Source organism: Telluria sp. AZSoR62 (genome assembly GCF_058111565.1).
The window spans coordinates 238,476-262,908 of sequence record NZ_JBYTST010000004.1 but is presented as its reverse complement, the minus strand read 5'-3'; the positions used below and the strand labels follow the sequence as shown (position 1 = coordinate 262,908).

The window sequence follows — 24,433 nt, the reverse complement described above, 5'->3', positions numbered from 1 at the left end:
TCGAAATTCCAAGAAATCAATTCCGAGATTTTAAACTAATTGACCGCCTCTGGTGCCGTATCGATGCTTGTCGGCAAACTCGAGCCCAGCAGGCGCTGGACCATCTCGTGCGTCAGGCGCGCCGTCGTTTCCGGTTTTTCCAGCGGATACAGGTGGCCGCCCTCGATCATCACCAGGTTGTCCCCGACCAGCTTGCGCGTGGCATCGAGCCCGGCCTGGCGCAGTTCTTCCGAATTGGTGCCGGCAATGAAACCGATCGGCAGCGGATACGGCTCGCGAAGGAAATCGCCCATGTGGTGCGGCAGCGTGTTGTAGATCAGGGTTTCCACCGCGCGGTCGAAACGCAGCTGCACGCCGTCGGGATGCGGCGCCAGGCCGTGGTCGAGATAGTCGTCCAGCGCGCCCGGCGCCCAGGCCTGGAACATCGGCTTGGACGCGAAATGCTGGTAGGCGGCCTGGCGGTCCGGCCAGACGTTGCGCCGGCGCTCCGAGAATTTCGCCGGGGAGAAGCGCGAGCCCATGCCGCGCTTCTTGACCATGCGCCACAGGAAAGCGCGCCAGCCGGCCACCACGGGCGAATCGAGCATGATCACGCAGCGCGCCAGTTCCGGGCGCTCGCGCGCCGCCATCATGCTGAGCATGCCGCCCAGCGAATGCCCGACCAGGATCGGCGGCTGCTCGTAGTCTTCGAGGTGATGGATCAGTTCGTCCACCAGCGCATGCCAGCCGTCGCCCACCGGAAAGCGCGGGTCGTGGCCGTACATGTCGTGGGCATGCACTTCGTAATGCGTCCCCAGCGCCTGGAACAGCCGGTTATAGGTGCCGGCTGGATAGCTGTTCCCATGGGAGAAGTGCAGCAGTGGTTTGCTCATGAACGGTTCTGGCCTGGATGACAACGGATTTCCATTGTAATGAAAGAACCCGTCCCCAGAACTTTGTTTAGAGGGAAACACCTAAGGCAGCGGCCTGTGAAGAAAGCCACATCCCGGTGCGATTATGCGTACCGAATGTTTCTCCAGAGCATCTCCGTGCTAACATTTGGTTCGACTTCATTTTCAAGGCAAGAGCATGGCGGCTGCAGCACTCAAGAGGACTGGGACCCGGAGCAATGAGACCCTGACCGGGGACAGCGGCGACGACGAACTGATCGGCGCGGGCGGTGCGGACTTCCTGTTCGGCCTCGACGGCAACGACACCATCGACAGCGGCCTGATGCTCGATGCGGCCAGCGGCACCTATGTCAAGGACGACAAGGGCGACACCCTCGACGGCGGCAAGGGCAACGACGAGCTCTCCGGCGCCACCGGCGACGACATCCTTCTCGGCGGCGAAGGCGACGACGACCTGTATGGCGGCGGCGGGCGCGACCAGCTGTTCGGCGGGGCCGGCGACGACATCCTGCAAAACGGTCCGCCCTGGGACCCGCTGACCGACAAATTCGAGCTCGACGTCCATGGCGACCTGCTCGACGGAGGCGACGGCAACGACACCCTGTACGGCGACGCCGCCGGCGACACGCTGCTGGGCGGCGCCGGAGACGACATCCTGTTCGGCGATGGCGGCGACGACCTGCTCGACGGCGGCAGCGGCGCCAACGTCCTGATCGGCGGCGACGGCAACGACACCTACATGGTGCGCAGCGCGCTGGACCATGTCTGGGACAAGGGCGGCATCGACAAGGGCACCATCTACGCCGACTGGGTCCTGCCGATCGGCAGTATCGAGAGCTGGACCTGGGCCCCGGGCGTGCAGAAGCTGCCGAACTGGATCGCCGCGCTTGCGAGCGAGCCGCCCGGCACCCGCGCCAGCGGCGAGACCCGCGTCATCGACTACCACTTCGCCCAGACCCCGGCGGACTATTTCACCGACGAGGACAAGGCCGGCTTCGAGCCCTTCAACGCGGCCCAGCGCGTGTTCGCGCGCCAGGTGTTCGACTACGTCAGCACTGTGGTCAACGTGCAGTTCCGCGAGTCTGGTGGACTGAACGACGACGACGTGCTGGTCCTGGCCAACAACCTGCAGCCTTCTTCATCGGGCTATGCGAGCAACCGCCACCTGATGCTCACCACCGACATCCGCGGCAACATGGCGCCGACCACCAGCAATGCCGGCGTCGAGATCCTGCTGCACGAACTGGGCCACGTGCTCGGCCTGAAGCACCCGTTCGACCACGGCGACGCCGACGGCGACATCGGCGAAGGCCCCTACCTGAGCGGCTTCGAGGACGACGGGCGCTACACCCTGATGTCGTACAACACCGACGAGACCCCCTACCAGCTGGCCTACAGCCCGCTCGACCTGGCCGCATTGCAGTACATGTACGGCCCGGCCCAGCAAGTGGCGGCCGGCGACACCAACTGGGTGCTCAGCGCGCAGCGCGCCAACATCATCGGCGACGGCAGCGGGCGCGACACGCTCGACGCCAGCGCCTTCGGCGGCGGCGTGGTGGTCGACCTGCGTCCGGGCTACTGGGGCCATCTCGGCACCCTGGCCGATTCGATCGTCAAGGCGGGCCAGGTGACGGTCAACTTCGGCACGGTCATCGAGAACCTGCGCGGCGGCGCCGGCAACGACCGGCTCAATGGCAACGAGGTGGCCAACCGCATCGAAGGCGGCGCCGGCAACGACCAGATGACCGGCGGCGCCGGCAGCGACGCGCTCGACGGCGGCCTGGGACGGGACGTCGCGGTCTATGCGGGCAAGTTCGCCGACTACGCGGTCAAGGTCGGCAAGGACGGCAGCACGGTCGCGGCCCGGGGCCAGCTGGACGTCGACAGCCTGGCAGGTGTCGAAGGCTTGACGTTCGACGACGCCAGCGTGAGCCTCGAGGTCGACGGCATCGCAGGACAGGCCTACCGGCTCTACCAGGCGGCGTTCAACCGCACGCCCGACCTGGCCGGCCTGGGCTACTGGATCGGCCGCATGGAGCTGGGCACCGGCTTGCTCGACGTGGCGGCGGCCTTCATCGGCTCGCAGGAATTCATCGGCATGTATGGCGCCAAGCCCACCCACGGCGACTTCCTGTCCAAGGTCTACCAGAACATCCTGCACCGTGCGCCCGACCAGGCCGGATTCGACTACTGGCTGGGCGTGATGAACGCCGGCCTGAGCGCCACCGACGTGCTGGCGCAGTTCAGCGAGAGCGGCGAGAACATCGCCGCGCTGGCCGGCGTGCTCGAAGGCGGCATCGCCTACCTGCCCTTCGGCTGACCCGGCGCCGCCGGAGCGACACGTCCGCGCCAGACGCGGCGTGTCTCCGGTGTAAAAACCGGTAAATCTTTCTCCGGCACAAGTGGCTGGGGCCGCAGGTTTGCTATCCTGCGTCTCATGAACCATGTGCTGCTGATCGACGACGACGTCGAACTCGTCGGGATGTTTTCCGAATACCTCGAGCAAGAGGGTTTCCGTGTCACCTGCGTGCACAACGGCGACGACGGCGCCCGCGCCGCCCTGGGCGGCGAGCATGCGATCGCCATCCTCGACGTGATGATGCCGGGGACGAACGGCATCGAGGCGCTGCGCCGGATCCGCGCCGCCAGCCGCATCCCGGTGCTGATGCTCACCGCCCGCGGCGACGACGCCGACCGCATCCTCGGCCTCGAACTGGGGGCCGACGACTACGTCGCCAAGCCCTGCACCCCGCGCGAACTGACCGCCCGCGTGCGCGCCATCCTGCGCCGCACCCAGGCTTCCCAGGGCGAGGGGCCAGGCGCGGTCATCACGGTCGGCAAGCTCACCATGTTCCCGGAACAGCGCCGCGTCACCTGGGACGGCGCACCGGTCGAGCTGACCAGCACCGAATTCAACCTGCTGGAAGTGCTGGCGCGCCAGGCCGGACGTCCGGTCAGCAAGAACGAGCTGTCCGAGCAGGGACTGGGGCGGCCGCTGGCGCGCTTCGACCGCAATATCGACGTCCACCTGAGCAGCCTGCGCCACAAGCTGGGCCCCCTGCCGGACGGGCGCTCCTGCCTGCAGACGATTTACCGCCAGGGCTATCAGCTGATCCGGGACTAGCATGGGGCGCCTGTTCTGGAAGTTCTTCCTGTGTATCCTGCTGGCGCAGGTGGCCGCCACCATCGGCATCGGCGGCGCCTTCTGGCTGTATGACCAGTCCCGCAGCCGCGCGGCCGAACTCGACACCGGCCCGCCCGCCTTCGTTGCGCTCGACGCGGCAAGCGCCACGCTCAAGCACGGCGGCATGCCGGCGCTGCGCGGCATGATCGGCGAACTCAAACGCCCGCAGGTCTTCGTGCTCGACGCTAGCCGCCGCGAACTGCTCGGGCGCGTGGTGCCGGCCGAGCTGCTGGCCGAGGTCGACCGCAAGCTGGCCTCGGGCGAAGCCCTGCGCGGCATCCGCCATCTCCAGGACCCGTCCGGCGCGCGCTACCTGGCCTTCGTGCAGCGGCCCAACCACAGGATGGGCATGGCCGCGCGTGTCGCCACCTCCCCGGTGCTGGTGAGTACGGGCGGGCGCCCGTCTCCCGGCTTCGGCCCGGGGCGGGGACTGAGCCGCGGCGTCGGCCAGGTGGCCGGCATCGTCGCCGGCACGCTGGCCAGCCTGCTGTTCGCCGCCCTCCTCGCTTGGTATTTCTCGCGCCCGATCCGCGCCCTGCGCAGCGCCTTCGAAGCGGCATCGGCGGGCGACCTGGCGCCGCGCTTTACCGGCGGCGGCCGCGGAGCGGCGCGCGGCGGCGACGAACTGAACGACCTGGGGCGCGACTTCGACCGCATGAGCGCCCAACTGCGCGCCCTGATGGATGGCCAGCGCCGCCTGCTGCACGACGTCTCGCACGAGCTGCGTTCGCCGCTGGCGCGGTTGCAGGCCGCGGTCGGGCTGGCCCACCAGCAGCCGGACAAGATCGCGTCCTCGCTCGACCGCATCGAGCGCGAGAGCATGCGCATGGACAAACTGGTCGGCGGCCTGCTGACCCTGTCGCGCCTCGAGGCCTCGCCCGCCCTGGTCCGGCGCGAACAGCTCGACCTGGCCGAGCTCATGGACGAAATCGTCGCCGATGCACGCTTCGAAGCCGGTGGCGGCCTGCCCGGCGCTGGCCCCCTGCGCATGAGCGTCGAGGCGCCCGGCCCGGTGATCGTGCAGGGCGACCCCGACCTGCTGTGGAGCGCACTGGAAAACATCGTGCGCAACGCGGTGCGGCATGGCGGCAGCGGCGGCGAGCTGCGCGCGGTATTGCGCTGCGACGGCCAAGCGGCCCAGGTCGAGGTGCTCGACCGCGGCCCCGGCATCGCCCCGGCCGACCTGGCCTCGGTGTTCGAGCCCTTCTTCCGCTCGAACCCGGCCGGCGCCAGCGTCGATGGCCACGGCCTGGGCCTGGCGATCGCCCAGCGCGTGGTGCTGGCCCACGGCGGCCAGATCCGCGCGGCCAACCGCGACGGCGGCGGGCTGCAGGTGACGGTCACCCTGCCGACGGGCGCTTGACGCCTAGCGGCCGTGCCAGTACCTGGGGTGGCTGCTACGGTATTGCTCCACCTGGATCGCCTCGCCGAAGCGGATCGTGAGCGCGCCCGATTCATCGGTGCGGATGCGGCGAATGCCGAGCGCCTGGTAGCGCGCAAGCACCTCGGCCTTCGGGTGGCGGTAGCGGTTGCGGTAGCCGACCTGGAAGATGCCGACGCTGGGATTGACGGCCGATAGAAAGCCGGCGGTGGACGAGGTGCCGCTGCCGTGGTGCGGGGCCAGCAGCACGTCGGCACGCAGCGCGCCTGGCGCCTGCGCCACCAGTTGCGCTTCCTGCGCCGCCTCGATATCGCCCGCCAGCACGATCGCCTTGCCGCCCGCGCTGATGCGCAGCACGCAGCTGCGCGCATTGGCCTTGAGGGCCGCTTCGGCGTAGCTGCCTGGCGCGGGCCCCAGCATCTCGAAACGCACGCCGTCCCAGGTCCAGGCCTGGCCGGCCGCGCAGCGGACGTGGCTGCGCGCTGCGCGCACGATCGCGTGGCCGGCGGCGAGCGAGGACTGCACTTCGCCGACCTCGATTCCCTGCAATAGCGTGCGCGCCCCGCCTGCGTGGTCGGTATCGCTGTGCGAGACCACCAGCGCGTCGAGGTCGCGGATGCCGCGCCCGCGCAAGTAGGGCAGGATGATGCGGCCGGCGGCGTCGGTGCCCGGCGCATACTGCGGGCCGGCGTCATACAGCAGGCGGTGCGTGCCGGTTTCGACCAGCAGCGCCATGCCCTGCCCCACGTCGAAGGCCGTGACCGTGAACCTGCCGGCATCGGGCGTCTCGGGCAACTGGGCCAGCATCGGCGCCCAGGCTGCCAGTCCGGCCCAGCGGTGCGGCCAGCCGCGCGGCGCCAGCATCCAGGCCGTGCCGGCCAGGGCCAGTGCCAACACCCAGGGCTGCGGCGCCGGCGCCGTCCACACGGCCAACGGTCCGGCCGCCAGCCAGCCCAGGGCTTGCGCCAGCAGCTCGACCATCAGGTGCGCCAGCCCCAGCACCCATCCCGCCAGCGGCGCCGGCAGCAGCGCGCCAAGGAGCGCCAGCGGGGTCACCGCCAGGCTGACCACCGGAATCGCGACGGCGTTGGCGATCGGGCTCACGATCGACACCTGCGAAAACAACAGCAGGGTCAGCGGCGCCAGGCCGAGTGTGACGGCGTACTGGGTCCGGGCGGCAATGCCCAGGGTGCGGCGCCAGCCCGTAGCACCCTGTACGCGCCCGAGGTTCGCATACAGGATGACGGCCACCGCGCAGAACGAGAGCCAGAAACCGGGCGAGAGCACCGCCCATGGATCGATCACGACCACCACGGCGAGCGCCAGGCAGAGCACCTGCGACAGCGCCACGATGCGCCCGCTCCAGAGTGCGACGGCGACGGTGGCGAGCATGTAGAAGGTGCGCTGGGCCGGCACGCCGAAGCCGGCCAGCAGCACATACAGCAGCGCGGTGAGCGCGCCGGCCAGGGCCGCCGCCTTCTGCGCCGGCAGCAGCAGAGGCAGCGCGGCGCCCGCGATGAAGCAGGAGCGGCGCCACAGCCACGACATCGCCCATGCGCCCAGGCCTGCCACCATGGTCACGTGCAGGCCCGAGATCGACACCAGGTGGCCGATGCCGGTGCGGTTGAAGACGTCCCAGTCCGATTGCTCGATGCCGCGCTGGTCGCCGATGACCAATGCAACGATGACGCCTGCGTAGCGCTTGCCCTCCAATTGCGCCAGGATGTGGCGGCGCAGCGCGGCGCGCGCACGTTCCACGACATGGCCGGCGGACGGCACGAAGCGCTCGAGGCGCCGGTTGCCGCCCCCGGCTGGACGCACATAGCCGGTCGCGCGCACGCCCTGCTCCAGCAGCCAGGCTTCGTAGTCGAAGCCATGCGGATTGGCGTTGCCGTGCGGGCGCTGGAGCCGCACGACGAGGCGCCAGCGCTCGCCCGGTTCCACCTGAGCCGTTTCGTTTGCTCCCGTCATCCGGCCATACCATGACAGGGCGATGCGCCTGGGGACCGTGGCGCCGGGTGTGGCGACCTGCTCGACGTCGAGATGGAAGCGCGTGCCGCCGTCGAATGCATGCGGCAGGCTGGCCACGGTGCCGATCACCGTGATGTCCTTGCCTTCGAGCTCGCGCGGCAATGCATCGGCGAGCGCCAGCGTCGCGACGCATGCGGCCCAGGCAGCACCGAACAAGGCGGCGGCGCACAGGCTGGCAATGCGGCGCTTGAGGACCAACAGCAGGCAAGCGATGGCGGCAGCGGCGAGGATCGCTCTCGGCGACGGCAGCGCGGCGAGGGTCTGGACCCAGCACACGCCGCTCAGCAATGCCAGGGAGGCGCAGCGCATGGTCAGCGGCGCTCAAGCATGCAGGCCGCAACTGGCGGCGCACCGGCCCGGCGCATCTCGATAAACGCACTAGTTGAACCTGCGGTACAGGCAAGCCCGGGCAACACGTTTACCGATCTCTCGCGACGAATGCAAACCACTGGCTGTCCTTCAGAATCGGTATCGTCCCCGCTGCGCCGCTGCTCAAGCCTTGTTCGCGTCTTGAGTGGCAGGATCGGCAGTGTCGTGGCTGGAGGCCTCGGCCAGGCGGACAAGGCGCCACTCGCCGCGGCGCTGGATCGACTTGGGCGTATTGGCGGAGCGGCCGAAGACGCCGGGTGGGACGGCGAAGGTGGCGGGTGGAAGCAGGACGCCTTGGGCAAACCAACGTGTACCGTCGAGCGCATGCGATGCTTCACATTGCCACCAGCCACTGGCCGGGCAAGGAAAACCCGTTGCCGCAAAACTGCCGACGGCCACGTGGCGGGCCTCCTCCAGGCTGGGGCTGCTGCCGGCTGCGGCCGTGTTCGAAGGGAGGACGGGCATTGCCAGTGGAAGTGCCGGAGGCGAGCGCTTGCGTGCACGCTTGTCGACAAGTTTCCAGGGAGTGCGGTTCTTCGATTCGAAACTTGGCTGCAGTCCGCGCATCTTGTCCCACAGGGTCGGGGGAGGCAGCAACAGGGCCTGCGGCATCGGCTCGCCCTTCCTGATGTATTGGCGCTGGCCGCCCTGGACGTTCACACCCTTGCCGCCGTCACCGCAATGCCACCATCCACTTTCAGGGCACTCTTCGCCGGCAGACGCGTAGGTACCGATCGGTACTGGCGGCACTTCGACGCGCGTACTTGCCGGCAGGCCCGTCGGCCGCAAGCGGATACTGGAAGCGAGCTTGTCCCACAAGCCCAGTGCGCTGCCTTCGGACAGGGACGATGGAACGGGTCCGTTGGCGCCGATCCCGGTATTCATCTTGAACACCAGATGGGGCAGGAACACGTTGTTCTCCGTCCCGCTCACTTCCCACCAGAAGCTGTGGACACGCGCGTCGCTTTCCTCGACAAACAATTCGACCAGTTCCTCGCCGGGCAGTCCGCCAATCTCGCGCGGCGCTGCCCGCAAGGTCGACACGCGCGCTTTCTCCGCCATCGACAGGCGCCCGACCGCCGCTTCGGATCGTGCGAGAAGACCATGCTTGTCCGGCTTGAGTCCAGCCGAAAGCACCAGCATCAGGTCGATGTCCGGATGACTTGGCAAGCGGGCGAGCATCATGATTTGTTCGCCCTGGCTGGCCGTGAGCGGATCCCGGAAGTATGCGTGGGCGATGCAATACCCGGGTTCACTGGGAATGGCGTTCCCGGGATTGGCAACGAGTTGCGTGAGCAGCTTTGCCAAGGCATCGACCTTGCCCGGGTCGTAATCGTCCGCTTCCAGGTCGATGCTGACGCCAGCGGCGTGTACAAGGGCTTCGGCCGTGACGCTTTCGTAGCGGTAGCGTTCCAGTTCGAGACCGTTCGCCGCCGTACCTTCGGTGACCGTGCGGGCGTGTACGAAGATTTTGCCTGTCAGCCCACTGTCGGTTTGTATGTTCCTGGCCCATTCGAGATTCCTGTTCCCGCCGAGTTGATCCGGCTTTGCCCGGAGCTGGGCTTCGCGATCCCGGACGCGCTTTTCGAATGCATCGGCAGTTTCATTGAACGCCACGATATCGAAACCGCCGATGCGGGCCCGTGTCAGCTCTGCCTCTGCTTCTTCCGGCAAATCGATCAGCAACCTGCCGACACACACCGTTTTCATCTTCTGGGTCATTCGCGCTACCTCGTGTTGGTCCCGGCGGGCTTCCTCTTGCCTATCCAGGACTTTTCCCGCAGCCCAGGTGGCCGCCAATGCGGCGCAGAGGATCCCGGCCAGCATGCTTGCCAGCCTGGTCTGGATCCATTGCTTCACGAAATCTCCTGGACAATCTGGGTGATCAATCGGAGTGTTAACATGAGTACGTCCTCATTGTCATACGACTCCTGGTGATCGAATCCCCTCATCGCAAACACCTGTTTCACTCGCCCGACTGGCCCGGCGCCGGATTGATGGGGAACAGTCCCGTCGCCACGGGATTCCTGCTGGTCGGGCGCGAAACGCAACTCGGTCTTCCCCTCGACCAGTACGCGTCGTTGGCCGGTATCGGTATCGCCGATGTACTGAGCAGCAGCAAGGTTCGCGGGTGTCAGGGCCGTGGCCGATCCAGCTTGCTGGAGCGCGATCCACCGAATGTTCCCGAAGGACAGCTTTTCGTTGTCGTCGCCATAAAATGCGTAGGTATTGGGGTGGTAGTAATTCTCCAGCGAGCGATGAAATTTTTCCGCAGTGTCGACGGCAGCCCTCACGGCTTTTTCCACGCCCCCGATTTTTTCGCGGTATTTTTTTGCGGGGTCGGCAAGTGACAGGTTGATCAGGCGGAACCACGACTTCGTGTCCCGGTACAGGTCGTACGGGTTCTGCAGGTTCGCGCTGGGAAAATGCAAGGCGTCGTAGGGCTTGGCCTGGTACCCGGAGAGGGCAGCCGGTTCCGCAGGCGTGCGCGCGCCGCCCCCCAGCTTCACGACACGGACATGGAGCCATGCGTGGGGATAGAGATGATTCGGCAGCAGCTCGAGTGCGCCCGGCGAGGTCGCCAGGACCGGCGTCGTCTTCTCGGCGCTGGTTCCCAGGATCTTGGCGACCCTCGACGCCGAGAAATTCTCGGCAGGATTGTTACTTGGGCTCGATTGCTCGGTACCGCAGGCAATGCGCCGGTAAGCCACCGGCCCGCCCAAAGCCGGCATCACGCCATGGATGACACCGGCGATCTTCCCCGGAATGCGCTTGGCACAGGCCCTGGCCACCAGCCCGCCCATCGAGTGGGTCACAAGGATGACCTTGCTGCACTGCCGTTTTGCCCTGGTCCAGGAGTCGATAATGGCAAGAATGCGCTTTTCCAGCAGCGCCGCCGACGTCTTGCAGTCGGATAGCCAGCAATAACCGACTGCATAGACCGGAAAATAGTAGCGGGCATGTTTTTCGAGGTGCTGCTCGGTCAGCGGGGCAAACTCGCGCAGCCCCCATTTCTGGGGATCGCAGGCCATCACCTCCTTCCAGTGTGGCTTGATGAAGCGTCTTTTTCCCTGGTCGTCGAACCCGAAAGTCTGGTTCAGGCGCATCTGCAAGGCATGCAGCAGAGGGCCATAGGAATCGGCGTGCACTTCTCCCCAGCCGCGCTCGCGCACCTCGCGCTCGGTCAGGATATAGCCGTCGACAGGATCGGGCATGACCACCGGGCCGCCATCGTCGACTTCGAGCGTGGCAGGATCGAACAACCGCTGGCGTTCTATCGCGGAATAACTGTCCCAGGTCTTGGAAGCCCGGAGTCCTTCGCCGGGACCATTGGGAGGACGCCAGATGGGCTGGCCGGGCCTGGCAAGCTTGTTCCTTTCATCGTCGATGCGTCCCAGGCTGGGCTTCTGTTTCGCCCTGAGATTGGTGCCCATGATGCCCGGCACAACAATGATGGGGACAACGTTATTGGGAGGCATGAGCCCCAATCCGCGCAGCGTAAATTCCGGCGACGACATGAACGAATCGGCTTGCCATCCGCCGTGCGGCAAGGGGATGAGCGACGGAAGCGGCCTGGTTGATTCACTCATGACGGCAAAGCCTGTTCAGCGAAGTTCACGGGAGAAGCTCGAAATGGACGGGCCCGGTCATGTCGCCTTTGACCAGCGCCGTACGCCCGAGCTCATCGCTGACGCCTGTGACCGTCCTGCCGTCCTGCAGATGGGCGATATAGCGCTGGGAAGGGATGGGCTCGCGTGTCTGCAGGTGCCGCAATACCAGTCGCTCGTCGGTACGCAAGGGCGTGCTGGCCAGATCGAGTTCCGAGGGGCCTGCGCCTGCGGGGGCCACATGCGCCACCGTCCGCGCCTTGATCAGGTGCTCGCCGGTGCTCTGTTGCGTGATTTTCCCGTCGGCCCACTCCGTTTGCGCACCCTTCGAGACAATCCGGACAAGGGGGGCTTCGATATGGATCGCTTCCGAAGAGATCAGGCTGATCCGTCGCGAAGACTTCACCTCGACCGCGCCCTGGTGCGCCTGCACGAGGATATTGCCGCTCCCGGCGACGAGCTTTACCCCGAGCGACTGCGCAAACGCGCTGATGCCGCGTGCCGCCCGCAAGAAAAGGTTTCCGCCAGCGGTCGTTTGCGCGTCGCCGCCGCTCACCACGTCGACCTGGCTTTCGGAGCCGATCGCGACATTGGATGGGCTGGCCATCATGATGCCGGCGGGCGCGGAGATGGCGACCAGCGGCTCGCCAGCCATGTCGCCGCCAGCACCGTTGGAACCCTGGTCCCAGCGTTTGAGCTTGTCGGACAATTCCGCCAGCCGGCGCGCGCCCGCTTCGTCGCCGGTATGCTGCTCCGCCAGCTTCGCCATCTCGTCGACGACGCTGTGCAGAAGTTCGGCAATGCTTACCAGGCCGGTGCGCGACAACTGGTTTCCCTCCTCCACGGGCGACGCTTCCGCGCTCACCAGCACGCCTTTTTTCCCGCGAATTGCCACGGCATGGTCGGTGCGCAGTTCGGCGCCCTCTCCGCGCGGGCTTGCGCTTGCGTTGGCCCTCGGATGGCTCAGCCATCCGAGATTGAGCTGGGTCGCGCCGTGGTCGCTCGACAGTTGCGCGCCGATCTCGCCGCGGGTGTCGTCGAAACGCAGCTGGTTGCCGCGCTGGCCGCCGATCTCGCGCGTTCTGGTTCCGGACAGGTAGCGGTCTCCCGGCAGGCTGCCGCCGGCGCTCAGTTGCGGCGGCTCGCCGCGTTGATTGAAGACCTGGGAAAGGATGACTGGACGGTCCGGGTCGCCACCGAGGAAGGCCACGAGGACTTCGGTGCCGACGCGCGGCAGTGCGAGTGTCCCGCACTGCTGCTTCGATCCAGGGCCGGCTCCGGCCCAGCTCGACGACACCCGCACCCAGGCCGAATCGGCCGGGGTGTCCGACACCCCCGCCCCATGCGCATGCTTGTGGTCGGCCGTGCGCATGCCGGGAAAGCGGATCTTGACCCGCCCCAGCGCGTCGCAATGCACATCTTCGCCCGGCGGCCCGGTGACGATCGCGCTTTGCAGCTCGGGATGCGGCAGGTCGAGGCGCGGATCGAAGGCCGGCACCAGCGGGATGCCGCGGCGCACGGCGTCGAAACGCATGCGCACGCGCACGCCGTCGCCGGCCACCGGGTGCTCGTTGGGAGCGAGCATGGCGCGCTCCGGGCTGTAGGGGCCCATCAGGCGGCGCACCCGGCTGGAAAGATCGGCCGGCAGGTTGTTCTCGGCTTCCATCCAGACGGCCGTGACGACGAAATCGCGCTCGCTTTCCGGATGGGTGTCGATCTCGGGGTGCCCGGCGAGGGTGAAGTATTCGCCGGCGCACAGGTCGCGCACGCTGCCTTCGCCGTGGAAGCACTTGGTGTCGAATTCGTGGCGGTTCATGCGCACCTGGCCGAGCCGCCAGTGGTCTTCGACGTCGTTGCCGGCATGCGGGATCTCGACCAGGTAGTCGTCGAGCGTGGCGGCCAGCGCATTGCCGCTGCGGCCCTGGTCGGCCATGCCGCGCGCGGTGGCGGTCATGAACTGGGTGCCCGAGGGGTTGCGGTAGTCCCAGCTGTGGCGGCCGATGCTGCCCGGCTGCAGGCGCCGGGCGGCGCACCAGGAGACCACGGTGTCGCGCTCGGAGGTGGCATCCGTGCGGTGGTAGCGCACGCTGCCGGCCGCGCTGCGCGGCAGCGAAGCGCCGTCGGAGAACATCACCAGGGTGTGCACCGGGGTGTCGTCGGACTCCTGCTCGGCGGCGCCGGCGCGGGCGCGTCCCGGGCGGAAGGTCCAGGCGATGCCGCGCCGCTTGAGCAGGCGCCTGACAAACGATGCGTCGGATTCGTTGTACTGCATGGTCTGTTCGCGCGGCGGGAACTGGCGCATGTCGAACAGCGGGTCGAGTTCGTAGTCGAATGCGCTGGCCATGACACTGTTGGATTGGCGCCACTCGTCGAACAGGACCTGCACGATCTCGAGCTCGTTCTGGTAGCGGAACACCCGGCTGTTGACGCGCTTTTCCATGATGGCCAGCGCATCGCGCATGACCAGCTGGTAGACGGCCAGGCCGCCGTCGTGGTCGCCCGCGCGCGCCTCGGCCACGATGCCGCAGATGCTGCGCAGCTGGCCGCGGTCGGTCACCAGCTGCAGTTCGGCGGGCAGCGCGATGAGTTCCTTGAGCGGGATGCGCGGCGTATCGGCGACGCAGGTGATGATGTATTCGAAGCCGCCGCAGACCGATTCGTGGCCCTGCACGCGCTGGGGCAGCAGCAGTTCGTCGGAGAGGTGGTCGGCGTGGCCCAGCCGCAGCCGGATCGGGCGATGGGCGGTGGTCAGCGATTTCTCGTGCCTCAGCATCCGCAGGAATTCGCTCGCACTGTCCAAGTCCGTCTCCCTGTTCTCGTGGCTGCGTCGCAGCGAAGAATGCATATTGGCAGAACGGAAGAGCCCGGGCATTGCGGCCCGTCATCAAGAAAAACGAACTTCCCGACCGAGAGACGGTCGGGAACCGGTCAGCCGGGCGCTAGTTTCGCGAGGGCCGCCAGCCGCGGAATCGCGGCCAGGCAATTGCGGTGCACCGCCTCGCGCACGTCGGCCTCGGCGATCCCGCGCAGTTCGGCCAGGGCGGCGCCGATGCGCGGCAGCTGGTCGGGGGTATTGCGGCCCGGGTGGATCCAGCTCGGCGCGATGTCCGGGGAGTCGGTTTCCAGCACGATCGAGGACAGGGGCAGCTCGGTGGCCAGGCGCCGGATCTGGAGGGCGCGGGTAAAGGTCATGGCGCCGCCGAAGCCCAGGTGCAGGCCCAGGTCGATGAAGGTGTGCGCCTGCTGGAAGCTGCCGTTGAAGGCGTGGGCGATGCCGCCCGGCGGGCGGATCTGGCGCAGGTGCTTGAGCACCTGGTCCTGCGAGCGCCGCACATGGGTCATTACGGGCAGGTCGAAGTCGCGGGCGATGCGCAGCTGGGCGCGGAAGAAACGCTCCTGCTTCTCGCGCATGGCCGGCTCGCACAGCAGCGGGATGAAGTAATCCAGGCCGATTTCGCCGATGCCCACGAAATTCGGGTCGCCCAAGGCCGCTTCGACGGCGGCGCGCAGCGCCTCGAGGTCTTCGTCCTGCGCCTGCGGCACGCAGATCGGGTGGATGCCCAGCGCATAGGCGACGTTCGGGGCGTTCGCAGCAAGCTCGGCAACGGCGCCGAAGTTGCCGCGCTCGACCGCCATCGCCATGATCACCGACACCCCTGCCCTGGCCGCCTGCGCCGCGACGTCGAGCGACTGGGCGCCGAATTCACGGGCATCGAGATGGCAGTGGGTGTCGATCCACATGGTTCAGCTTTCGGCCGCTTGCAGTCCGTGTTCGGTCAGGCGCAGCACGCGGTCGCAGCGGCGGGCGAGCTCCATGTCGTGGGTGACGATGACAAAGGCCGTGCCGAGGGTGCGCGACAGTTCCAGCATCAGATCGAAGATGGTCTGGGCGGTACTGTGGTCCAGGTTACCGGTCGGCTCGTCGGCCAGCACGCAGGCCGGCTGGGTGACCAGGGCGCGCGCCAGGGCCACGCGCTGGCGTTCGCCGCCGGACAGTTCGCCCGGGCGGTGCACGACGCGCTTGCCGAGGTTCACGCGCCCCAGGATGGCTTCGGCCTTCTGCTGCGCCGACTCGCGCGCTTCGCGCCGGATCATCAGGGGCATCATGACGTTGTCCAGCGCCGAGAATTCCGGCAGCAGGTGGTGGAACTGGTAGACGAAGCCCAGCGACGAGTTGCGCAGGTCGCCGCGGCGGGTTTCCGACAGGGTGGCGAAGTCTTCGCCCAGCAGGGTCACGTTGCCGGTCGATGGCGTATCCAGCCCGCCCAGCAGGTGCAGCAGGGTCGACTTGCCCGAGCCCGAGGCGCCGACGATGGCGACGCGCTCGCCGCGGTGGATGGCGAAATCGATCCCGTCGAGCACCTTGACCGTATAGTCGCCCTGCTTGAAGGTTTTACCGAGGCCGCGGCAGGACAGCACCGGGGCGTTGCTGGATGGGTTATTCATAACGCAGGGCCTCCGCCGGTTTCACACGCGAAGCCGACCAGCTCGGGTAGATGGTCGCCGCGAACGCCAGCAGCACCGAGACGCCGCCGATCTTGGCCACGTCCGGCCAGCGCAGTTCGGACGGCACGGCGCTGATCAGGTAGATATCTTTCGACAAGAACTGCACTCCCAACAAATGTTCAATAAACGGGACGATGGTATCGATGTTCAGGGCCACCAGCACGCCCCCGCCGACGCCCAGCACGGTCCCGAGGATGCCCACCAGCGCGCCCTGCACCATGAAGATCTTTTGAATCGAGCGCGGTGAGGCGCCCAGGGTGCGCAAGATGGCGATGTCGGCCTGTTTGTCGGTCACCGTCATCACCAGGGTCGACACCAGGTTGAAGGCGGCCACCGCGATGATCAGGGTGAGGATAATGAACATCATCTTCTTTTCGGTCTGTACGGCAGCGAACCAGTTGGCATTGAGCTTGGACCAGTCGCGCATGTCCAGGTCGCCCGGCATGCTCTTTTTCAGCTCGGCGGCGACGATGGGCGCCGCATGCATGTCCTCGACCCGCAGGCGCAGGCCCATGGGCGCATCCAGCCGCTCCATGCGCTGGGCGTCTTCGATGTGCACGAAGGACAGCGCCGCATCGAATTCGAAATGCCCGGCCTCGAAGATGCCGGCGACGGTAAAGCTGCGGCTGCGCGGCAACAGGCCGGCCGGCGTGACCTGGCCCTTGGCCAGCAGCATGGTGACCTTGTCGCCGATGCCCACATTGAGCGAGCGCGCCAGCGCATAGCCCAGCACGATGTTGAACGAGCCGGGCTGCAGGGCGTCCAGGCTGCCTGCCTTGACCTGTTTGGCGATGCTGGAGACCTGGTCTTCCTGGCCAGGCAGGATGCCGCGGATCACCGAGGGGCGCATGACGCCTTCGCCCACCAGCATGCCTTGCGTCTCGACAAAGGGCGCGGCGCCGCGCACGGCCGGGTTACGGGCCGCGGCCTGGGCGGCGGCACGCCAGTCCGGCATGCTGCCGCGGTTGTCGAAGACCTCGATATGGGCCAGTACCGACAGCATGCGGTCGGTGACTTCCTTCTGGAAGCCGTTCATCACCGACAGGATGATGATCAGGGCCGCCACGCCCAGCGCGATGCCGGAGACGGAAATCAGGGAGATGAAGGAAATGAAGCTGTTGCGGCTACTTCCCTTGCCGGCGCGCGTGTAGCGCAGGCCGACCAGCCATTCGTAGGGCAGGTTCTGGGCGATGCTCATGCTGTGCAGCCTTGTTGTTCGAGGCCGCAGTGTGCCATACGCGCCGCGCCAGCGACAGGGGCAAATGCGGGCTTATTCATAGCGCAGCGCCTCCGCCGGCTTGGTGCGCGAGGCCGACCAGCTCGGGTAGAGCGTGGCCAGGAAGGCCAGCAGTACCGCGACGCCGCCGATCCAGCCGACATCGAGCCAGCGCAGCTCGGACGGGATCTCGCTGATCAGGTAGACCTCCTGCGACAGGAACTGCACCTTGAAGCTGCGTTCGATGAAAGGCACGATGACGTCGATATTGAGCGCCACCAGCACGCCCAGGCCCACGCCCAGCAGCGCGCCCAGCACGCCCACCAGCGTGCCCTGCACCATGAAGATGGTCATGATCGAGCGCGGCGAGGCGCCCAGGGTGCGCAGGATGGCGATGTCGGACTGCTTGTCGCGCACCGTCATCACCAGGGTCGAGACCAGGTTGAAGGCGGCCACCGCCACGATCATGGTCAGGATGATGAACATCATGCGCTTTTGCGACTGCACGGCCGCGAACCACATCGCATTGACCTTCGACCAGTCGCGGATGAACAGTTCGCCCGTCATGCTCGCCTGTAGCTGGCTGGCCACCTGCGGGGCGCGCTGCATGTCGGCCAGGCGCAGGCGCAGGCCGCCCGGGGCGGAAGCACCGGCCAGCTCCTGCGCATCCTGGATGTTGGCAAAGGCCAGGGTCGAGTCGAATTCGAAATGGCCGGCCTCGAAGATGCCGGCCACGGTAAGCGGGCGGGTGCGCGGCATCATGCCGGCGGCCTGGCCTGGAATGGCTCCGCTGGCCGAGGCCATCAGGAGCGTGATGCGGTCGCCCACGCCCACGTCGAGCGAGGTGGCCAGCGCGCGGCCGATGATGATGTGGTACGAGCCCGGTGCGATCGCGTCGAAGCGCCCTTCGCGCATGTGCTTGGCAACATCAGACACGGTCGGTTCCTGGGCAGGGTCGACGCCGCGCAGCAGCACCGGCTTCATCACGCCGTCGCTGAGCAGCATGGCCTGGGCCTCGACGAAAGGCGCGGCGGCGCGCACTTCCGGGTTGCGCAGTGCTTGCTCGCGCGACGCGCGCCAGCCCGGCATGGCGCCGCTGGCGTCGAATATTTCCACATGGGCCAGCACCGACAGCATGCGCGCCGTGACTTCCTTCTCGAAGCCGTTCATTACCGACAGCACGATGATCAGGGCGGCCGCGCCGAGCGCGATGCCGGCCACCGAGGCCATCGAAATGAAGGAAATGAAGCTGTTGCGCCCGCTGCGCTTGCCCGCGCGGGTGTAGCGCAGGCCGACCTGCCACTCGTAGGGCAGCTTGTGGGTGATGCTCATGAAATCCGGTTGTTGGTTTGCCAACCCGACAGTTTGCCAGACATCGGCGCTTCCTGTCGCAAAAACATGTCGCCGGCCTGCCGCCGGGCTGCGTCAAACGGGTGCACGACCGTTCGCGATGCGCGTATTTGCCTTAAAATGGCGGCATGTCCCACATAACGCTCGTCCTGCCCCACCTGCTCCCGTTTCCCGAATTCGCGCCCGACCTGGTGCGCGCCATGCAGACCCCGATGCTGGCCTCCCTGCTCACCCGCACCAGTTCGCACGAGCGCAGTGCGGCGGTGGATACCGCACGCGCCTTGCCACACGAGCAATGGCTGGCGCGCAGTCTCGGCCTGGCCCAGGACGGCCAGCCGGCCTTTGCCGCCGCAGCCATGCGCGGCTTCGGGCTCGATCCCGGCGACGGCGCCTGGTTCATCGTCAACCCCGCCCACGTGCAGATCGCGCGCAGCCACTCGATGATGGCCGACCTGCGCCACCTGGGCCTGGAAGAAGACGAAGGCCGCGCCCTGTTCGAGGCGGCCCGGCCGCTGTGCGAGGACATCGACCGGCCCCTGCGCTATGGCGACGCCCACACCTGGTTCCTGCGCGCCGACGACTGGGCGCATATCGACACCGCGACCCCGGACACCGTGGTGGGCATGGACCTGACCGATTTCGTGCCGCGCGGGCCGCGGGCGCTGGCCTACCGCAAGCTGCAGAACGAAGTGCAGATGGCCTGGCACACCCATCCGGTGAACGCCGCGCGCGAAGCCAGGCGCCTGCCGGCCGTGAACGCCTTCTGGCTGTGGGGCGCCGCCGCTGGCGGCGCCCGCCCTGCCACCCCTTTCACCCCTGTCACCAGCGTCGGGGCGCCCGGCTGGATCGGCGCGCTCTCGCAGCGCAAGACCGGCTCGCTCGACGACGTTGGAAACGCCCTGGGCCAGGACGGCCTGCTCTATGTCGGCACCCTGGCCGACGCGGCCATCGCCGCCGACTGGGGCGTGTGGCTGCAGCAGGTTCACCAACTGGAAGACAAGCTGTTCGCGCCGCTGCATGCGGCACTGGTCCAGGGCCGCGTCAAGCGCCTGCACCTGGTGCTGAGCCACCGCGACGCGCTTGCCGAATTCACCACCACCGCCATGGCGCAACGCAAGTTCTGGCGCCGGCCGACCCTGGATCGACTGATTTGAACCCTGCAAGCACCGAAAAACGCACCACCGGCACCATGACCCGCATCACCACCCGCCCCTGCCCGTTCCGCACCTCCGAGATGCTGCGCCAGGGCGGCGTACACCCGGTACTGGCGCGCATCTATGCGTCGCGCGGCCTGGTCGACGCGCGCGAGCTCTCCAGCGAGCTGGCCTCGCTGGTGCCGCCCGGCGCCCTGATGCAGATCGATGCCGCGGCCGTGTTCCTGGCCGACGCCATCGCGGCGGGAAAACGCATGACCATCGTCGCGGACTACGACTGCGACGGCGCCACCGCCTGCGCGGTCGCGCTGCGCGGGCTGCGCATGATGGGCGCCAACGTCGACTACATCGTGCCGAACCGCTTCGAGTACGGCTACGGCCTGACCCCCGAGATCGTCGAGCTCACCGCGCGCGAAAAGGCGCCCGACATCATCATCACCGTCGACAACGGCATTGCGAGCATCGACGGCGTCTTGGAGGCAAACCGGCGCGGCATCGAAGTGGTGGTCACCGACCACCACCTGCCGGGCGAGGCGCTGCCGCCGGCGCGCGTGATCGTCAATCCGAACCAGCCCGAGTGCGGCTTCCCCAGCAAGCACCTGGCGGGCGTGGGCGTGGTGTTCTACGTGCTGCTGGCGCTGCGCGCCGAGATGCGCCGGCGCGGCGTGTTCGATGCCCAGACCCAGCCCAAGCTCGACAGCCTGCTCGACCTGGTGGCGCTGGGCACCGTGGCCGACGTGGTGCGGCTGGACGCCAACAACCGCATCCTGGTCGCGCAAGGCATCAAGCGGATGCGCGCGGGCCGCATGCATGCCGGGGTGGCGGCGCTGTTCCGGGTGGCGGGACGCGAAGCGCGCTGCGCCTCGCCGTTCGACCTGGGCTTTGCACTCGGCCCGCGCCTGAACGCCGCCGGCCGTCTCGAAGACATGTCGCTCGGGATCGAATGCCTGGTCACGGACGACCCGGGCCGCGCCTGGGCGATCGCCCAGCAGCTCAACGACATCAACCTCAAGCGCCGCGAGATCGAAGCGGACATGCAGGACACCGCCCTGCTGCACCTGGACAGCTTCGAGCCGGCCAGCAGCAGCACCATCAGCGTGTTCGACCAGGGCTGGCACCAGGGCGTGATCGGCATCGTCGCCTCGCGCCTGAAAGAAAAATTCTTCCGCCCGACGATCACCTTCGCGCCGGGCATGGAAGGCTGGATCAAGGGCTCGGGGCGCTCGATTCCGGGCTTTCACCTGCGCGACGCGCTCGACCTCGTGTCCAAGCGCGTGCCGGGCCTGATCGACAAGTTCGGCGGGCACGCGATGGCGGCCGGCCTGACCATCCGCGCCGACCATTTCGACACCTTCTCGCAGGCCTTCGAAGCGGTCGGCAATGCCTGGCTGAGCGCGGCCCAGCTCGAGCGCATCGTCGAGACCGACGGCCCGCTCGAGGACGAGTATTACTCGACGCACTTCATCGAGCAGATGGACAGCCAGGTTTGGGGCCAGGGCTTTGCGCCGCCGGTGTTCTGCGACGAATTCCGCGTGGTCAGCCAGCGCATCCTGAAAGAGCGGCACCTCAAGCTGCTGCTGGAAAAGAACGGCCGGCGCTACGACGCGATCTGGTTCGGCCATACCGACAGCCTGGCGGACCGGGCGCGCGTGGCGTTCCGGCTTGATGCCAACGAATACAATGGCGTGACGAAAGTGCAACTGCTGGTCGAGCACGCCGAATCGCTGTAAAACGCGGCGTCGTTTCCTTATTTTTTCGGCGGCGGCCCGAAATCCGATCCGCGGTCGAATACGACTTCCCATTGTCCCGGCGCTTTCAAGCGCCAGATCGAATTGAAGCGCCCGATGCGCTTGCCCGCGGCATCGAAGACCGGTCCGCCGCTATAGGCCAGCGTGCCCGATTCCACTACCTCGACCTCTTCCGGCTCCCACGAGAAGGGCGCGCGCGGCCCGGCATAGAACTGGCGCCAGCCCTTGACGATCGCAGCCTTGCCGCGCAAGTTGCCCTGGGCCGAGATGAAAATGGCTTCGTCGGCCAGGAAACGGGCGAAACCGTCGATATCGCGCATTTTCATGGTTGCGGCAAATCCCCGCTCGGCATCCATGACCTGTTTTTTCAATTCGCCGTTCGATTCGCGCGCGCCTGCCGACGCTGCGGCCAGCAGCATCAGGCAAGCGGAAAAAACAGACAGCAAACGCAGGCGCATGGCCTCATCCTTGTTAGTGCGTTTCTAATTTGCAAGATTAATAATTCTGTCACCGGTGCACGCGCATGACAACCGGTAGTTGCAATGATTTCGGAATCGGAGTATAAAGAGTCCAATTACGGAGGATTCCATGAGCCTAGCTTACTGCTACCCAAAAAGCCGGTTTGAAACGGCGGTGCTGGTCGACCTGAATTCGCGCAGCGAGCGCGAGCGGCTGTCCAGCTCCGCATTGAAAGGCTTTTTCAAGCTGGCAGCGGCCTGGGGCGTGCGCGACGACGATGCGCGCGAGCTGCTCGGCGGCCTGTCGTCCTCTTCGTATTACGACTGGAAGAAGCACCCCGAGCGGGTGCTCGAGGTCGACCGCATTACCCGTGTTTCCTACCTGCTGGGCATCTACAAGGCCCTGCACATCCTGTACGGCGACAAGCTCGCCGACGAATGGATCCATCTCCCGAATACCAATCCCGTCTTCGCCGGCCGCACACCGCTGGCCTATATGCTGGGGGGCGGCCTGATCGCCATGCAGACCGTGCGTAAATTGCTGGACGCGCGCCGCGGAGGCCTTTGATCTTGCCTGTGCTGCATAAACTGACCCAGCTGCGCCAGATCGACACTTGCCGCCTGATTCCGTCGCGCTTTGCCGACGTCGAGGATTCCGTCCTCGCCCCGCTGGCGGAGAACAACGACATCCTGCGCGACCTGTTCGACCTCGACAACGCCACCAACGAGCGCCTGCGCGGCGAATCCGGACAGCTGGCCGGCATCGGCATGGACGAGCTGGTGTTCGGCGTGCCGAACTTCCGCATCATCAATGCGGCCTACACCTATGCCCGCCCCGAAGGCAGCCGCTTCAACGACGGCGAGCGTGGCGCCTGGTATTGCGCCTTCGCGGCCGAGACGGCGCTGTGCGAAGTCATCTTCCACAAGACCGTCGAATACCAGGAAATCAACCGCTTCGACGACAGCGTCACCTACCAGTCGCTGCTGGCGGACTTCAGCGCCGCCTTCCACGACCTGCGCGGCGTGGAAGTGCACAAGGCCTGCCTGGACCCGGACAGCTATATCGCCTCGCAGGCCCTGGCCAGCCAGCTGCTCGAGGCCGGCTCGATGGGCATCATCTACCCGAGCGTGCGCCATCCGGGCGGCATCAACCTCGCCTGCTTCCGTCCCGCCCTGGTGGGCAATGTGCGCAAGGCCCAGACCTATCGGTTAACATGGGCGGGTTCGCCGCACCCGGCGGTCGAGATCATTTGAAGAAGCACACGCATGAAGACCAATCCCGAAAAAGACCTGGAGTTGCACGACAAGATCAACCGCGAAACCGGCCGTGTGAAATGGAGCGAGCTGGAACGCCATTTTGCCAGCGGCTCGGTGATCTACGTGAGCGAGGAACTGGACCTGATCGATGTCGCGCTGCGGGTGGCGCACGACGACAAGGACAGTATTGCGAAGTGGATGGCGGCCGGCAGCGTGGCCAAGGTCAGCGACCTGCAGGCGCAGACCTGGACGGCGTCGGATGCGACCCTGTGGGCATCGGTAGTCAGCCCGTTCGTGCTGGTGCAGCCGGAGAAAAAGCAGCTGCATTGAGGCATGCGGGCCGGCCTTGACCGGCCCGCCGATGGCGCTTATTTTTCTTTTTCCCTGTTACCCACATGCGCGGCGTCCACCTTGGCGATCAGGCTGGGCACCAGTCGTTCGCTCGCACCGGCAACGAAGCACAGGAAGAGCAGCGTCGCAAAGCTGCTGCCCCGGGCGTCGAAATTGGTCAGCAGCAGCCCGCCCTTGAAGGCCAGCGCCACCAGCAAGGCGCCTGCCATGCCCACCAGCACCCGGGCCAGCCCTTCGGTTTGATGCAGCAAGGGCCCGGCATTGGCGTCCAGCGTGATCCGGTCGCCGCGCGAGGCGATCGACAGCAGCGCCCCGACCGAGCCCATGAGGGTGCCGAACACGACGTCGAAGGCGGCGGGCCCGAGCAGTCCGCGCAGGTCGGTACGCAACAGCCAGCCTAGCAGCATGAGGACAATGGAAGTCGCGGCCAGCATGTACGCGCCGCTGAAATACCATTGCCACGAGGTCCGGACGCTGCATTCCCGTATTTCGCTCTCGACCACGTCGTGGATCTCGCGGGCGCGCTCCACCGACAGCGAGTCCATATACCTGGCCACACCCTCGGCGATCATGCGCTGGATGTGCAGCCTGTGCCCATCCTCGGTGATGAAGCGCGCCATGCTTTCGAGCTGGGCCTGGCGGTTGAGCACCTTGCCGATATCGGTCTGCTTGCCTGCCGGCCTGTCCCAGCCCCACTGGATGACGAAGAATTCGTCGATGTAGACGAAAAACGACTCCGTCTGCAGGATCAGCAGCTTGACCTTTCTCCCGAAGACAGGGTCGACCGACCCTTCTTTCAGGATGGGGATCTCGTTGTTTCCGCCAGCATCGTTCATGTGCGCCCACCGTCGGCAAGCCCCCTGGAACTTCCAGCTTAGCGGCCGGCAGCCTGCACCACACCGCCCACCGTCAATGGAGCGAACGGCGTTT

At 66.8% G+C, this 24,433-nt stretch carries 19 protein-coding genes; 8 read left to right on the top strand and 11 right to left on the bottom strand.

Annotation, left to right across the window (positions count from 1 at the left end):
• Positions 1-35: 35 nt before the first annotated feature.
• On the bottom strand, positions 36-872 hold the full coding sequence (locus AC3XQU_RS09035; RefSeq protein WP_489873823.1) for an alpha/beta hydrolase: 837 nt from the start codon (positions 870-872) through the stop codon (positions 36-38).
• Positions 873-1,068: 196 nt separating this feature from the next.
• Here AC3XQU_RS09035 and AC3XQU_RS09030 point away from each other — a divergent pair, with 196 nt between their 5' ends.
• The 3 genes from AC3XQU_RS09030 to AC3XQU_RS09020 all read left to right on the top strand — a co-directional run bounded on the left by AC3XQU_RS09030 (position 1,069) and on the right by AC3XQU_RS09020 (position 5,437).
• Positions 1,069-3,210 (top strand): DUF4214 domain-containing protein, encoded by a 2,142-nt coding sequence (locus AC3XQU_RS09030; protein WP_489873822.1) that lies wholly within the window; start codon positions 1,069-1,071, stop codon positions 3,208-3,210.
• 117 nt (positions 3,211-3,327) lie between these two features.
• Positions 3,328-4,014, top strand: coding sequence for a response regulator transcription factor (locus AC3XQU_RS09025; RefSeq protein WP_489873821.1), 687 nt, complete (start codon positions 3,328-3,330; stop codon positions 4,012-4,014).
• 1 nt (position 4,015) lies between these two features.
• Entirely contained in the window at positions 4,016-5,437 is a 1,422-nt protein-coding gene (locus AC3XQU_RS09020) for a sensor histidine kinase (protein ID WP_489873820.1), read from the top strand.
• A gap of 3 nt (positions 5,438-5,440) precedes the next feature.
• Here the strand turns inward: AC3XQU_RS09020 and AC3XQU_RS09015 are convergent, their stop codons facing one another.
• The 8 genes from AC3XQU_RS09015 to AC3XQU_RS08980 form a co-directional block, all read right to left on the bottom strand.
• Positions 5,441-7,795 (bottom strand): DNA internalization-related competence protein ComEC/Rec2, encoded by a 2,355-nt coding sequence (locus AC3XQU_RS09015; RefSeq protein WP_489873819.1) that lies wholly within the window; start codon positions 7,793-7,795, stop codon positions 5,441-5,443.
• 183 nt (positions 7,796-7,978) lie between these two features.
• A complete protein-coding gene (locus AC3XQU_RS09010; RefSeq protein WP_489873818.1) occupies positions 7,979-9,715 on the bottom strand; it encodes a T6SS immunity protein Tli4 family protein in 1,737 nt (578 codons plus the stop codon).
• Complete coding sequence (locus tag AC3XQU_RS09005) at positions 9,712-11,445, bottom strand: esterase/lipase family protein (RefSeq protein ID WP_489873817.1); 1,734 nt, start codon at positions 11,443-11,445, stop codon at positions 9,712-9,714. The genes AC3XQU_RS09010 and AC3XQU_RS09005 overlap by 4 nt, the downstream gene beginning before the upstream one ends.
• Before the next feature lie 25 nt (positions 11,446-11,470).
• On the bottom strand, positions 11,471-14,263 hold the full coding sequence (locus AC3XQU_RS09000; protein ID WP_489873816.1) for a type VI secretion system Vgr family protein: 2,793 nt from the start codon (positions 14,261-14,263) through the stop codon (positions 11,471-11,473).
• A 128-nt stretch (positions 14,264-14,391) separates the two neighbouring features.
• Positions 14,392-15,204, bottom strand: a complete 813-nt coding sequence (locus AC3XQU_RS08995; RefSeq protein ID WP_489873815.1) for a TatD family hydrolase — start codon at positions 15,202-15,204, stop codon at positions 14,392-14,394.
• Positions 15,205-15,207: 3 nt separating this feature from the next.
• Positions 15,208-15,909, bottom strand: coding sequence for a lipoprotein-releasing ABC transporter ATP-binding protein LolD (gene lolD, locus AC3XQU_RS08990; RefSeq protein ID WP_489873814.1), 702 nt, complete (start codon positions 15,907-15,909; stop codon positions 15,208-15,210).
• Positions 15,902-17,167, bottom strand: a complete 1,266-nt coding sequence (locus AC3XQU_RS08985; RefSeq protein ID WP_489873813.1) for a lipoprotein-releasing ABC transporter permease subunit — start codon at positions 17,165-17,167, stop codon at positions 15,902-15,904. The genes lolD and AC3XQU_RS08985 overlap by 8 nt, the downstream gene beginning before the upstream one ends.
• Positions 17,168-17,239: 72 nt before the next feature.
• Complete coding sequence (locus tag AC3XQU_RS08980; protein WP_489873812.1) at positions 17,240-18,517, bottom strand: lipoprotein-releasing ABC transporter permease subunit; 1,278 nt, start codon at positions 18,515-18,517, stop codon at positions 17,240-17,242.
• Positions 18,518-18,663: 146 nt separating this feature from the next.
• Between AC3XQU_RS08980 and AC3XQU_RS08975 the strand changes: the two genes are divergently transcribed.
• Positions 18,664-19,689 carry a hypothetical protein gene (locus AC3XQU_RS08975; protein ID WP_489873811.1) on the top strand — a complete coding sequence of 342 codons (1,026 nt, stop codon included), beginning with the start codon at positions 18,664-18,666 and terminating at the stop codon, positions 19,687-19,689.
• A 35-nt stretch (positions 19,690-19,724) separates the two neighbouring features.
• Complete coding sequence (gene recJ, locus AC3XQU_RS08970) at positions 19,725-21,419, top strand: single-stranded-DNA-specific exonuclease RecJ (protein WP_489873913.1); 1,695 nt, start codon at positions 19,725-19,727, stop codon at positions 21,417-21,419.
• 17 nt (positions 21,420-21,436) lie between these two features.
• On the opposite strand, the gene AC3XQU_RS08965 is transcribed toward recJ, so the two are convergent.
• A complete protein-coding gene (locus tag AC3XQU_RS08965) occupies positions 21,437-21,895 on the bottom strand; it encodes a YybH family protein (RefSeq protein WP_489873810.1) in 459 nt (152 codons plus the stop codon).
• 130 nt (positions 21,896-22,025) lie between these two features.
• On the opposite strand from AC3XQU_RS08965, the gene AC3XQU_RS08960 reads away from it, so the two are divergent.
• Genes AC3XQU_RS08960 through AC3XQU_RS08950 form a run of 3 tightly spaced genes read left to right on the top strand, consistent with a single transcriptional unit; the run spans position 22,026 to position 23,482 of the window.
• On the top strand, positions 22,026-22,463 hold the full coding sequence (locus AC3XQU_RS08960) for an MbcA/ParS/Xre antitoxin family protein (RefSeq protein WP_489873809.1): 438 nt from the start codon (positions 22,026-22,028) through the stop codon (positions 22,461-22,463).
• A gap of 2 nt (positions 22,464-22,465) precedes the next feature.
• Positions 22,466-23,149 (top strand): RES family NAD+ phosphorylase, encoded by a 684-nt coding sequence (locus AC3XQU_RS08955; RefSeq protein ID WP_489873808.1) that lies wholly within the window; start codon positions 22,466-22,468, stop codon positions 23,147-23,149.
• A 12-nt stretch (positions 23,150-23,161) separates the two neighbouring features.
• Positions 23,162-23,482: a DUF2288 domain-containing protein gene (locus AC3XQU_RS08950; protein WP_489873807.1), complete on the top strand. Its 321-nt coding sequence runs from the start codon at positions 23,162-23,164 to the stop codon at positions 23,480-23,482.
• A 38-nt stretch (positions 23,483-23,520) separates the two neighbouring features.
• Here the strand turns inward: AC3XQU_RS08950 and AC3XQU_RS08945 are convergent, their stop codons facing one another.
• Complete coding sequence (locus AC3XQU_RS08945) at positions 23,521-24,339, bottom strand: hypothetical protein (protein WP_489873806.1); 819 nt, start codon at positions 24,337-24,339, stop codon at positions 23,521-23,523.
• Between the last annotated feature and the right edge of the window lie 94 nt (positions 24,340-24,433).